At 46.0% G+C, this 11,787-nt stretch carries 13 protein-coding genes; all 13 read right to left on the reverse strand.

The window, feature by feature from the left end; all coding sequences use genetic code 11:
• Positions 1-25 precede the first annotated feature (25 nt).
• The 13 genes from CAG68_RS17050 to CAG68_RS17110 are packed head-to-tail and all read right to left on the reverse strand — an operon-like array spanning position 26 to position 11,633.
• Positions 26-637: a DUF3261 domain-containing protein gene (locus CAG68_RS17050; protein WP_017634797.1), complete on the reverse strand. Its 612-nt coding sequence runs from the start codon at positions 635-637 to the stop codon at positions 26-28.
• Positions 634-2,976, reverse strand: coding sequence for an MMPL family transporter (locus tag CAG68_RS17055; RefSeq protein ID WP_161441402.1), 2,343 nt, complete (start codon positions 2,974-2,976; stop codon positions 634-636). Before CAG68_RS17055 ends, CAG68_RS17050 begins: the two co-directional genes overlap by 4 nt.
• Positions 2,948-3,568 (reverse strand): LolA family protein, encoded by a 621-nt coding sequence (locus tag CAG68_RS17060; protein WP_017819935.1) that lies wholly within the window; start codon positions 3,566-3,568, stop codon positions 2,948-2,950. The genes CAG68_RS17055 and CAG68_RS17060 overlap by 29 nt, the downstream gene beginning before the upstream one ends.
• Entirely contained in the window at positions 3,568-4,014 is a 447-nt protein-coding gene (locus CAG68_RS17065) for an acyl-CoA thioesterase (RefSeq protein WP_054702228.1), read from the reverse strand. Before CAG68_RS17065 ends, CAG68_RS17060 begins: the two co-directional genes overlap by 1 nt.
• Positions 4,014-5,567 (reverse strand): HAL/PAL/TAL family ammonia-lyase, encoded by a 1,554-nt coding sequence (locus tag CAG68_RS17070; RefSeq protein WP_086046589.1) that lies wholly within the window; start codon positions 5,565-5,567, stop codon positions 4,014-4,016. Before CAG68_RS17070 ends, CAG68_RS17065 begins: the two co-directional genes overlap by 1 nt.
• On the reverse strand, positions 5,551-7,257 hold the full coding sequence (locus CAG68_RS17075) for a glycosyltransferase family 2 protein (protein ID WP_161441403.1): 1,707 nt from the start codon (positions 7,255-7,257) through the stop codon (positions 5,551-5,553). Before CAG68_RS17075 ends, CAG68_RS17070 begins: the two co-directional genes overlap by 17 nt.
• Positions 7,250-7,618, reverse strand: a complete 369-nt coding sequence (locus tag CAG68_RS17080; RefSeq protein ID WP_005396010.1) for an ApeI family dehydratase — start codon at positions 7,616-7,618, stop codon at positions 7,250-7,252. The genes CAG68_RS17075 and CAG68_RS17080 overlap by 8 nt, the downstream gene beginning before the upstream one ends.
• A gap of 10 nt (positions 7,619-7,628) precedes the next feature.
• Positions 7,629-9,029 (reverse strand): AMP-binding protein, encoded by a 1,401-nt coding sequence (locus CAG68_RS17085; protein ID WP_161441404.1) that lies wholly within the window; start codon positions 9,027-9,029, stop codon positions 7,629-7,631.
• Between the two features lie 4 nt (positions 9,030-9,033).
• Positions 9,034-9,594 (reverse strand): hypothetical protein, encoded by a 561-nt coding sequence (locus tag CAG68_RS17090; RefSeq protein WP_017819931.1) that lies wholly within the window; start codon positions 9,592-9,594, stop codon positions 9,034-9,036.
• Positions 9,594-9,851, reverse strand: coding sequence for an acyl carrier protein (locus tag CAG68_RS17095; protein ID WP_005382279.1), 258 nt, complete (start codon positions 9,849-9,851; stop codon positions 9,594-9,596). The genes CAG68_RS17090 and CAG68_RS17095 overlap by 1 nt, the downstream gene beginning before the upstream one ends.
• 15 nt (positions 9,852-9,866) lie before the next feature.
• Positions 9,867-10,127, reverse strand: a complete 261-nt coding sequence (locus tag CAG68_RS17100) for a phosphopantetheine-binding protein (RefSeq protein WP_005382278.1) — start codon at positions 10,125-10,127, stop codon at positions 9,867-9,869.
• A 13-nt stretch (positions 10,128-10,140) separates the two neighbouring features.
• Positions 10,141-10,908: a lysophospholipid acyltransferase family protein gene (locus CAG68_RS17105; protein WP_005388305.1), complete on the reverse strand. Its 768-nt coding sequence runs from the start codon at positions 10,906-10,908 to the stop codon at positions 10,141-10,143.
• The gene (locus CAG68_RS17110) at positions 10,905-11,633 is read right to left on the reverse strand and encodes a beta-ketoacyl synthase chain length factor (protein ID WP_017819930.1); all 729 of its coding nucleotides are present in this window, start codon (positions 11,631-11,633) and stop codon (positions 10,905-10,907) included. Before CAG68_RS17110 ends, CAG68_RS17105 begins: the two co-directional genes overlap by 4 nt.
• Positions 11,634-11,787 lie beyond the last annotated feature (154 nt).

Raw genomic sequence — 11,787 nt, forward strand, 5'->3', positions numbered from 1 at the left:
GGCATATTGTTATTCTAAATTGTTCTTAATTAATCTGATGTTGCAGTGTTTGAATAGAAATTGAAAACTGATGTTTGAGGTGATGAAAATCAATCTTACCCTCTAACTTGTTAGAAGAGCTGTATTGAATCTTAATGATCTTTTCACCGTCGCTATCAAAGATGGCGCGAGAATTATTTTTATCAATAATTCGCCACCTTACCTCATTTAACGACCCTTCCCAAGCGGAACTCGGCCAGAGCGTGATCATCAGGTTAAATAATACCTGTTCTGGCTGCGGTAGCGAACCTTGTAAACCGTTGAGCACTTCGGTTTGAATTTGTTCTCCATCGTAAGACAGTGAGAGTACTCTCGTCCCCCAGGATGAGAAGCCTGCCAGCACCACTTCGTTGTTGATCACTTGCAGTTGTACCGGAAGTTGCTCAGATTTGGTTTTACCATCTATTGCCCAAGAAGCCGTAATTAACTGACTGGCAGACAACTGATAGCCCAAGCTTGCGGGAGTGGGCAAGCTAACTTGGGTGTGCTCGGCAATGTCGACCTGAGGCGTCGATTGGTGAGGGACCAAGCTGCATGCACTTAAAAACAGGCTCAGTGCGAATAACGTCGCGCAGCGAAAGGCGTGATTGAAAATCATGACGTCGTTTCCTCTGTTTTAATTGCAATCGGAGAGAGCAGCCAAGCGACAAAAATACCACTTAACACCGTAATGCCAAAACTGTGAATCGCGTGAGTTTGGCTGAGTGACAGCAATCCAAATGACAACACAGTGGTCATTGCCGAAAGGGTGATCGCCAATAGTGTGCTCACACTGCGGGCTTTCTCGGCAAAGAACAGAGTGTAATCGATCCCTATACCAAGAATGAGCACCAAGCCAAGCAAGTTGAACAGGTTTAATGTTGTTCCCATCGCGACAGCAGTTGCAAGACCGCAGGCGCAAGCAATCAATGATGGCAGTAAAACTCGGCAACTGTGTTGCAGACCGTACCGCTTGATTAATACCAGAAAGATCACAGCACTGGCGGCTGCCAATAGCTCCATGATTTTGATTCGGTATTCACCAAATAGGGTGGATATTTCTTCAGCTTTGTTTAGGTAGACAACATCAGACTGTGATTTGGCAAATGCCTTAACAACAGCGGAGTCTTGCAATTGGTTTAACACCACTACCGTTGCCGATTTTTCTTTAATTTTACCCAAATGAAGAAAACGTACAGGCGCTGATACCGGGTTTTGCAAGTACTGTTCAACCGTAACAGGGATAAAGTCGGCGTCCATTTTGGGCTTTTTACTTAAGCCCAGCCCGGAAGTAAGTGGGCTGGATTGTGTCGCGTAAAGATCGCGAATCAATTGATAGTCTTGTTGCTGACGTTCCACTGAGCTCAAGTAGCGGCTCAGGCTCTGGTAGCTTTCGATGGTGCTGTCCGCTTTCCACGCTTCTAATGTTGGCGTCAAAGACTCCAGCTTTTTCATTAGGTTTTCGTCATCGTCGGCGGTAACGACCAACATTTGCTGTGAAGATTGCATGCCACTGAGCGTCGTAATCAAGGTTTCTTGCTGCTTGAGATCGTTCGGCATCGTTTGCAGTAGACGAATGTCGTCATCGTAGTTCAATTGCAGCAAGAAAAAGCCACTCGCAACCACACATAACATCGGCAATCCGACTTTAATTCGAGGTTGATTCCAAAGCGTTAACCATTTCGCCAACAGTGATTGTCCCGGTAAAGTCGAAATGGTGCGCGATGGGTTACGAGCCAGTATCGGATACCAAGCCACCACGGTGATGTAAGCGGCAATCAGACCAATGGATGAAAACAGCGCAAGCTGCTGCAAACCAGGAAACGGTGCCACTAACATGCCCAAATAGCCGATCAAACTGGTGATTAAGCCCAGTGTGATCGCTATGAAAATATGCTTTAACCCTTGCTCGCTATCCCATTCATTTCCCGCCGCAAGACGTTCCGTTAGGTAGTGGAATGCGTAGTCGATAGACACACCGATTAAACTTGCGCCAAACACTAAGCTGAACAGATGGACTTTTCCAAAAATCCACGTCGTAACGGACAACGCAACGAGCAGACCAATGGTGATGGAAAGCAGTGCTAGGGACAGCGGCATCACACTCCGAAAGACCAGCAAGAACAATGCAATGATACCGAGTAGAGAGAATACACCGATGGTGCTGATCTCCGATTTTGCACTTTGCGTACCAAAGTCAGCGTAAAATAGAACGCCAGTATGTGCGACTTCAGCGCCATATTTCTGCGCGACGCCTTGTTCTAGCGCTTGAATATCAGGGACTGCAAGTTGCCCAGTTAGGCTATAAGGCGAGTCTTTTAGCTCGGCAGTAATAAGCAAGTATTGAGCACCGTCTTTTTCGACGGACAGATAGCCGTTATCCAATCGGAAAGAGGACGATTGCTGGGTAACTTGGCTCAAATAATCACGAAATAGCAAGAAAGGATCATTTTGTAACTCTTGCCCGGTCACTCCAGAAAACGGGTTGTACAGCGACTGAATCACATGCTGCACTTGCTGTTCTGGATTTTGGCTTAAACGCTCTCGTTGTTCAGGCGTCAGCAATTGGAAGCGGTGCTTAAAGTAGTAACTCGCCCAAGCTTGCTGCTCTTGAGGTGAGATTTTTCCCACCACATCGCGAAAATGATTACTCTGACGCAAACCCTTATCAAATTCAGCGGCTGCTGCAAAAAGGGCATTTTTGTCCGGCGCTGTGATCACGAAAATGACTTTGTCGCTCATACTTGCCGAGACCGACTCAAAGGCTTGCTCAGCCACCGGGTTTTGTTGGTTCTTCGGCAACAGTTTTAAAATGTTGGTCTCAATCGGAGATTCTGCACTCCAAACCCATTGTTTGAGTAGCAACGAGCCCGCTAAAACAACGAGATTGAGCCAAACCAGAGCAAAGGTGTGAGTGCCAAGACTGAGTTTAGAAACGGAATTGAGCGTCTTCGGCATCCGTGAGTTCCTGAGGTAGAGAGGTCTGGTTTGTAAACGTGATTTCGGTCTTATCGCCGCGCAGCTCTTGCAGGGTTAGGCGATCAATATGCGTTTTACCGGAAAGGGTGATGGCTTTAAACACCGCATTTAATGGTGACTGTTTGGGCACTAAAACGAGCTGCCACTGATTGTTCTCAACTGAAAAATCGAGTGTGAATTGTTCTTGCAGTGCAGAAGTATCCCCGTGGAACACGGATAAAAACACATGACTAAAGTAGAACGCCATTGGGTTTTCTTGTGCAGAGATCGTTTTCGGTGCTTGGTCGGCAAAAGTTTGACGAAGTTTGTTTTCCGTCAATACCAAATTGACTGCGAAAGGTTCTGTTTGTTGCCACAACAAGCCATGTGTTTTGCTCAGTGTGAACTGACCTTTAGAGGTTAGAGGTTGACTGAACATTTCCAGATGACGCTGCTGCGTAAAATCTCCGCGCACGATTTCATGCTGAGACAACTGCTGTTGAAGCGACGCCAAATCTGTTACGTTTGCTGTCGGTGTGGCCAGTGCTGGAACAGAAAATATCAACAAAAAAGAGAGTAACCACTTTTGCATTAGTTCAGGCTCCCATGGTTGTGCCATTGCTCTACTTTATCTAAAAAGATTGCCGGAGAAACAAAGCACATCTCTTGCTTTTCAATGGATACAGCGACTTGCGTTGTATGCGCTTTGCACATACGTTGATTCGTTTCGGCGTCGTAAATCACGTAATCCACACGTAAGCGGTTTTCCCACTCAGTGAGTTGCGCGGTAATACGAATGGTGTGATTAAACGGAATCGCCTTCACGTATTTAACGCGCGTATCGATGATCGGCCACATGTACCCAGAGTCTTGCATATCGCGATAGCTGTATTGGAGCTTCTCCATCAGCACACGACGCGCTTCTTCAAAATATCGAAAGAAGTTGCCGTGATAAATCACGCCCATCGGGTCAGCATCTTGGAATGAGGTGACCATAGTCACCTCCGCTTCTAATGGGTAGAGAACCTGCTCTTGCATTATACCTCCGCGTAGAGTGGCCAATGACGTTGCTGAATGCGTTCAATGAAATTACGCAAATCTTGTTCCAATGGGCGATCTTCAATCACAAATTCAAACTCGCTCAGTACTGCGTCACGAATTACTCGCAAACTCTGACTCATGTGGTGTTCGTCCAATTCGTTATGACGGCGACGAATCTCAACCGCTTGAACGCTTGCTAGGAGTGAAGCCGCAGCAACTTGCTCTGTTAACTCAAGTACGCGTAAGCAATCACGAGCCGCGATGGTGCCCATGCTCACTTTGTCTTGGTTGTGACATTCGGTTGAGCGAGAAAAAACGCTTGCTGGCATGGTGTTTTTCAACGCTTCTGCCGTCCAAGCTGAGATACCAATCTGAACCGCTTTAAAGCCGTGGTTGATCGGTTTACGCTCGCCTTCTGCACCGGTTAAGTTAAACGGCAGGCCGTTATTGAACTTGTAATCCATCAATTGCGCCATCTGACGATCCAGCAAATCAGCTAAGTTGGCAATGTTCACTTTCAACGTATCCATCGCCATTGCGATATGACCACCGTAGAAGTGACCGCCGTGCAGAACGCGCTCATTGTCGCCATCGATGATTGGATTGTCGTTGGCACTATTTAGTTCATTCTCAATCAATTGACGTAGCCAAGGCAGTGAGTCTTGCACCATGCCAATGACGTGTGGCGCACAACGCAGCGAGTAACGATCTTGCAGTCGGTCGCTATTGCGTGGCGGACGCTCAGCATTGAGATCATCACGCAGCCAAGCCGCAACTTGCTGTTGACCAGGATGAGGTTTTACCGCAAACAACGCTTCATCAAAGTGGAAGTCATTACCTTGCATACCCACAGAGACCATCGCGGTAATCTTGGTGCAAAGCTGCGCTAGGTATTCTGCACGTTTGTAGGCAAGACAGGCGAGGGCCGTCATCACGGATGTACCGTTCATTAACGCCAAACCTTCTTTTGGTTTTAGGCGAATTGGCTCAATGCCCAGCTCTGCAAACACTTCTTGTGTTGGTCGCACATCACCTTTGTAAAGCACTTCACGTTCGCCAATTAAGGTCGCCGCTAGGTAAGACAGAGGCGTTAAATCGCCACTTGCGCCCACCGAGCCCTCTTGTGGAATACGCGGCGCAATGTCGTGGTTGATAAGCGTAACGATTTGGTTCAACAGATCGTGAGACACGCCAGATACGCCTTGCGACAATGAACATAAACGTGTTGCCAGCACCGCACGAGCTTGCTCATGAGAAAGGATTTGACCTAAGCCACAACCATGGAAGCGTGTAAGGTGCAACGGAAGTTCATCCACAAGAGCGGGTGGAATCGCCACAGTACATGAATCGCCGTAACCCGTGGTCACGCCGTAAATAACGCCTTCTTCCTTCAGTAATCGTTCCAGAAACGCCACGCCACGATCAATTTTCGCGGTAAATTCTGGCGAGGTGTTCATGTGTGCCTTTGCTCCTTGAGCAATGGCAACGACATCTTCGATGGTTAAAGATTGGGCACCAAAAGTGATGTTGTGATTATTGTTGTTTGTCATGTGGCTGATTACTTAAAGTCCAGAAGTTAAAAAAGTTGTACCACTGTAACGGCGCTTGCAGTGTGTGGTGTTCTAATCTTTGTGCGTACTGTTGAACAACGCGTTCTAGTGCCTGCTGACGCTCCTTGCGTGGTAGCGTGACTTGGTCACTAAAGTGTTCAAAGTACACATTAAAATGCGGAGTGTTCGCTTCATCGTCGCGTAGGCCGAAGAGTAAGTAAACCGGCGCTTTTAATACCGAGGCTAGCATGAATGGGCCTTGCGGGAATGGTGCAGGTTTACCAAGAAAATCTGCCCAAACGACACGATTTTCTTTGCTGGTGGAAGTGCGATCGCCAACGATCACCACCCATTCGCCTTGCTCGATTTTTTGTTGAAGCAGAATCGCGGTGTCTGGTCCCATTGAGCTGACTTGAATCAGATTCAGTTCCGAATTTGGGTTTACCGCCTTCATTACCGCATTAAATTGTTCAGCGTGTTGGGTAAATACCAAGGCATTGATTTTGACATGAGAGTGTCGACGACCAAGCGCACGGCAGAGTTCGATATTGCCAAGGTGCGAGCCTAAAATGAGCACGCCTTGTTTTTTCTGCGCCATCTCTTCGAAATGATGCTGGCCGTGAATGGTTAGGTTATCGACGTTAAAGTCACCTTGCCATGCTGCCAGTTTGTCGAGCATGGTTCGCCCAAAAGAAAGCAGATGATGATAGCTGTCCAACTGTTTTGGTAGTGCGATGCTCTGCTGCGTTGCGTAGTACTGCAAGTTTTGCAGGTAAATCTCAGACGCTTCACGGGCAGATTTACCCGTGAAGTGGTAGTAGCGCATGACTAATTTTAAAATCAGGTCAAACGCTTTTCTGCCGAACAAGCGGTAAACCGCGAGTAAGGTTTTGATGCCTAAAATCGTGCCTTGTTCTTTTCGTTTCGACCAGTGGGCATTACTGTCATCTGTGTTTTGGCGCTTTCTGGCGAGTAGCGAAGGAATGCGCGGCAACATGCCAAAAAATAGGCGAGTGTGCATCCAGCTTATCTTGACGTTATCCCACAATGCGTCGAAGTGGGAAATGCCACCTTCAGGGTAGATCACGCGCGTCGGAACAAAATCAATGTCGACGCCTTCCCAGTACATTCGCACTAGAATTTCGATATCAAAATCCATGCGTTTGCCGATACTGTACTTGTTCAACACGGCGACCGTTTTCGCCACTGGGTAGGCGCGAAAACCGCACATGCTGTCTTTGATAGACAGTGACAAGGTTTCTATCCACACCCACACGTGCGTAGCGTAGCGACCATACAAACGGGATTTAGGTACGCTCTCGTCGTATATCGGTTGGCCCGAAATCAGGTTATCTGGTTTTGTTTCGCTGGCGCTGAGCAATTTCGGCAATGCTTCTAGGTCGTGTTGACCGTCTGCGTCGATTTGAATGGTGTGCGTAAAACCAAGTTGGTGAGCTTGATGTAGGCCTGCCATCACCGCGCCACCTTTGCCTTGGTTTTCACTCAAACTAATCAGTTTTATCAGCCCTTGTTCACTCAAAGCAGAAAGCGCTTGTTTGGTGTCTTCATTGCTGCCGTCGTCCACGACCAGCACTGGCAAAGCGAAAGAGGATAACGATGCCACCACGTCTGCAATTGTGCTGCCGTGGTTGTAGCAAGGAATTAAAAAGCAGGGACGGTAATCACTCACGTGACTCACCCAGTTTCATTTTGCCTGAAGAGTGAGTCACCAAGGTTTCACCGTTTTTCGATGTGTACTTAAAGGTCAATTTCTCGCGCTCATTGTCCCAAGAGAGTGAGAGACAAACGTCGGCGTTTGGCAGAATCGGCTCTTGAAATTTGATGACTTCCATTCCTTTAAATACCTTGGGAGTGTTCAAATATTGAACGGCGTAGAACAACGCCCAATCAATTTGAGTGACGCCGGGTAAAAGAGGGAAGTGATTGAAATGACCTTGGAAATCTAAGATGTCAGCATCCACTCGCAGCGACAGCTCCGCGGTATGGTCACTCACTTCAATATTCTGAATAGTTGGTTTTCTTTTATCCATGTTACTAGCTTTATTGGAATAGTTTTTCAATTTCAGCAACTTGGCGTTTGCCTTGGCTGTTCAATGGAATTTCGTCGACCACTCGGAATTTTCTCGGGATAGCGATCGGTTCTAGCCAATTGCGCAGTGCCTTGCGAAGCTCAAGCCAAAATTTGCCTTTACCAAGTTCATTAAGCACATCGCTGCCTTGATCGTTAAGTACGATGATCGAGACTAATGTGAGGCGACCAGATTCTTCCATTGGGATCACCACGCTTTCTTGAATCCACGGCAATTGCTCTAAACGTTTTTCCACTTCGACAAGGGAAATACGCTTTTCTTCGACTTTGACGATTCGGTCAGTGCGTCCACGCAATTCAAAAGCAATACTATCATGGAAATAGCATTCATCCGCAGTTTGGTACCAAGTGTTTTCATCAATGTGTGGCGAGCGGAGCTTTAAACAATTTTCATGGTTAAGCTCGGCTTCAACACCAGGGAATAACGTCCAGGGAGTGCTAGCTACGTGCTGCTGACGGTAAGCGATGCCGCCGGTTTCTGTGCTGCCAAACACTTCAATAGGAAGTGACCCAAACAACTCCTGGCTGTGCTGCGCCGCTTGGTTTGGCAAGGGGCCACCAGAAGAAAATACACACCGAATCGCAACCGGATCGTGCTCTTCACTGAGTCGTTTTAGTAACGCAGGGCTGCTTACTAGCGTGGTGTCAGCGTCAGCGTGATGGACAATTTGCTCTGGGAACTCAAGGTTGTGTGCTGAAAATGGACGTGCGGAGCACAAAGGCCACAATACGCGGAACAGCAAGCCGTAAATGTGTTGATGAGAAACGGTGCTTTCAACGCGTGTGCTGGCAATCGTGTCGCCCCATAGGTTATCTAGAATAGCAACTTCGATATCGAGCTGTTTCAGCGTTTTTGCAATGGCTTTTGGTGTGCCGCTTGAACCCGAAGTAAATAGCGTTACTGGTATTTCTGCCAGGTTTAATTCACGCCAAAAATAAGGTTGTTTGGCCTCTGGCTCGCTAATCACGGTGGTTTCTAGCAATGATTGAGCTTCGATCAAAAGCGAGCTCACGAGTTCTGGAGCCGAGACATCGGCATCATGCAGCAACAAATCGTAGTGCTCACTGAGCTCTTTGAGTGCTTCTGGTTGGTAATTACCAGGTAATACAATGGATTTTCCTGCATAACAACAAGCAAAAAAGCCAACGGCAAACAGGTAGCTGTTGCCAAAACACAACGCAATGTTTTGCGTTGGTTGGGTTTCTAGCTGTTGAGTAAGTGTTGCGACGTGCTGTTGGAAATCACCCCACGTGATAACCGTATCGCGATCGTAAGATACTGGGGATTGCTCAGACCTCTCTGCGATGAACAAGGTCGCAAGGGAGGTAAAGCTCGAATACGTTGTATTCATACGATTAGTGTTCCTTTCGAACAAATTGACGCACGATCCATTCTCCAGCGAACAAGCCACCAGCAAGTAAGTAGCTGATGAGGCCGTTATAAAGCGTCCATATTTTTACTGGTAGGAAACAGGTATAGAGTGCAACGGCAGCGTTGAGCGTAAAAAAGGCGCACCAAACCACCGTCACTTTGCGAGTGTAAGCCACGCCACTAGCCGGAAGGTCGGGTTCTTGCAAGCGAGCAAGCCTCTCTATGATCGATTGCGGCTGTTTTAAGCTCAGTCCAAATACACACAGCATACATAAATTGACAACGACAGGGTAAAACTGAAGCCACCCGTGTTGTTTAAACACCATGCCAAGTGTAATTAGAACAATGCCAACAGCGCCCGTAGCGAGCGCCAAGAATTTAAACTCTTTTAGTGGGGTCTTATTTGCGACGAAAACACGCAAAAGTAACGCAGCAATTAACAAGCCCCCAACTAAGTTCAAGCCATATTTATCTATACCGAAATAGACGGCGAAGGGGTAGGCAAGCAGTACAATTGCAGACAGACCAGTCAGCAATTGGCGCATTAACTTTCCTTCAATAACTCAGTAACAGCGTTAACCACATCGTCAACGGTTCTTACTGCACTAAACTCTGCTGGCTTGATTTTTTTGCCAGTGACATTCTGTAGGTGTACGACCAAATCAACGGCGTCAATGCTATCAAGATCGAGATCTTGGTATAAGTGCGCATCTGATTGAATGTCGGCTGCGTCAATTTCGAACAGCTCAACAAGCGCATCTTTAACTTGTTCAAATACTTGATCTTTATTTACATCAGTCATGAATATACCTACAACTTATTCATTAGTTTGAGAAGAAACGTATTTCGCTAGATTTGCTACAGACGCAAAGTGTTCGCGCGTATTTGAGTCGTCGGCATCAATAACGATGTTGTATTGTTTTTTTATTGCGAGTCCAAGCTCAAGCGCGTCGATAGAATCTAAGCCAAGTCCATCACCAAAAAGTGGTGCATCCGTTTCAATATCATCTACGGTTAAATCTTCAAGGTTTAAAGCATCAATAATAAGTTGCTTAATGTCGTTGTGTAACTGTTCCACTGGGACCTGCTTATTAATAAAAGTTTTCTGGAAAAATGTTTTCAGCTAGGTGCTGTTGTAAGCGTCGCGCCGCTATTGTCGGCGACGTAGTTTGCTTTATAAAGGGGGTAATCTCAACTTTATCCTTAACTTCAACCCTGAAAAAGGGCTTTGTTGCCGGTACTTGATACCATTTTTTCTCTTTTGTGAGGAAACTTGGCGTTACCGTAATATGGACAACTCTTAAATCTCGTTCTGTTCTTACCGCAATTTGTGCTGCACCGCGTTGTAATTTCGGCTCTACACCTGGTGTTGTTCTTGTTCCTTCAGGAAATATAAGCAACACGTTGCCTTTGTTAAATCGTTCATCACAAAGTGCTAATAAATCATCCGGTGCTTCATTGGGAATATATCCGGCTGCTTTTACGATGTGCTTCATAAAAGGATTCGACCATATTGCCGATTTTACTAAACAGTCGCAGCGATTTAATTGTGAAGCAATGAGAACGTAATCGATTAAACTAGGGTGGTTGGCAACAATTAAACAATTACGATCTTGTTGAAGAATATCGGCACCAATAATTTGATAATCGATTGCGCCACTCAACTTCATCAATTTACAAAATGTGTTGAATGAATATCGAATCGCACCCTGAACTTTATATTCGCGTTCCGTTTGGTCTGAAACAAAAATACGAATGGTCGGAATAACAATGAAACTCAGTACTAAACCACCTAACCCAAATACTGAAAAACAAAAGCCTGTTGCTAGCACACGCCAATACTGATTTAAGCGAGTCATTTTTTGTGCCATTCCCAAGCTTGTTGCGGAGCGAAAATAGTCCACTGGCTTTTATCTAACAAGTATTGTTGCAAAAATACTAAACCTTGAGGAAGAGGATGACCGGAACGTTCTGCGTTTATGGAGCTTTGTATCGCGAACTTGTCTCCATGAGAAAGTATTAAGCCAAGTCCAAACCCTTGGTATTGTTGGTTTTCATATTCTAAATAAGAGTCAGGCATAGGCTCATCAAAATCAACAAGCAGTACTTTTTTGTCAGGATTGTCGGACAAAAACAGCCATGCTTCTAATATTGCGCTTTGGAATGTGTTTTCTGCCGCAGCGATAGAAGTTAGGGGAATGGGTTGTTTAGTTGCGATAGTGGCAAGCCCTGCGGCGGTATTGTGCACCGATTGAGAAAAAGCCATCGGAGACGCCTCTTCTCCATTAATTATATCTTCAACTAGTGCGACGCTGCGATGCAGTTCACCATGACGGCTTGAAAATACAAGGTAATCAACTTGATGTTGATTAAGCATTTCGATTGCAGTTTGTACCGCCAGTTTACTGAGTGGGCTCATTCTTCTGCGCATCATCGCAGGAATATTTGCAACATTGATTTTGCCATCTTCTGGCCATTTTATCTCTGTTGCCCATTGTTTCCATTCATTGGATTCGGATAAACCGAATGAATTCGCTGTCCACGCATCAATATTGAACGAAATGTTGATCTTCGAGTTTGGCATATTGGGTTAAATTGTTTATTTTACAGCTCGATACAAATTGGGGTTGACCCAAATTCACAATAAAAAGGAAATTATCATGTCGCGTTTTAAGCTGTATGTCTCGTTATTATTAACTTTGCTTCTTGTTGGTTGTGGACGAGTACAACCTGTAATG

Source organism: Vibrio sp. V42_P2S4T144 (assembly GCF_009904715.1).
GTDB classification, from domain to species: domain Bacteria; phylum Pseudomonadota; class Gammaproteobacteria; order Enterobacterales; family Vibrionaceae; genus Vibrio; species Vibrio alginolyticus.

Excerpts from the sequence above, each read along its gene's own strand:
- CAG68_RS17065 (WP_054702228.1), bottom strand. The coding sequence starts at position 4,014 with ATGCAAGAGCAGGTTCTCTACCCATTAGAAGCGGAGGTGACTATGGTC.
- CAG68_RS17060 (WP_017819935.1), bottom strand. The coding sequence starts at position 3,568 with ATGCAAAAGTGGTTACTCTCTTTTTTGTTGATATTTTCTGTTCCAGCA.
- CAG68_RS17070 (WP_086046589.1), bottom strand. The coding sequence starts at position 5,567 with ATGACAAACAACAATAATCACAACATCACTTTTGGTGCCCAATCTTTA.
- CAG68_RS17090 (WP_017819931.1), bottom strand. The coding sequence starts at position 9,594 with ATGCGCCAATTGCTGACTGGTCTGTCTGCAATTGTACTGCTTGCCTAC.
- CAG68_RS17110 (WP_017819930.1), bottom strand. The coding sequence starts at position 11,633 with ATGCCAAACTCGAAGATCAACATTTCGTTCAATATTGATGCGTGGACA.
- CAG68_RS17055 (WP_161441402.1), bottom strand. The coding sequence starts at position 2,976 with ATGCCGAAGACGCTCAATTCCGTTTCTAAACTCAGTCTTGGCACTCAC.
- CAG68_RS17085 (WP_161441404.1), bottom strand. The coding sequence starts at position 9,029 with ATGAATACAACGTATTCGAGCTTTACCTCCCTTGCGACCTTGTTCATC.
- CAG68_RS17105 (WP_005388305.1), bottom strand. The coding sequence starts at position 10,908 with ATGACTCGCTTAAATCAGTATTGGCGTGTGCTAGCAACAGGCTTTTGT.
- CAG68_RS17095 (WP_005382279.1), bottom strand. The coding sequence starts at position 9,851 with ATGACTGATGTAAATAAAGATCAAGTATTTGAACAAGTTAAAGATGCG.
- CAG68_RS17080 (WP_005396010.1), bottom strand. The coding sequence starts at position 7,618 with ATGGATAAAAGAAAACCAACTATTCAGAATATTGAAGTGAGTGACCAT.
- CAG68_RS17050 (WP_017634797.1), bottom strand. The coding sequence starts at position 637 with ATGATTTTCAATCACGCCTTTCGCTGCGCGACGTTATTCGCACTGAGC.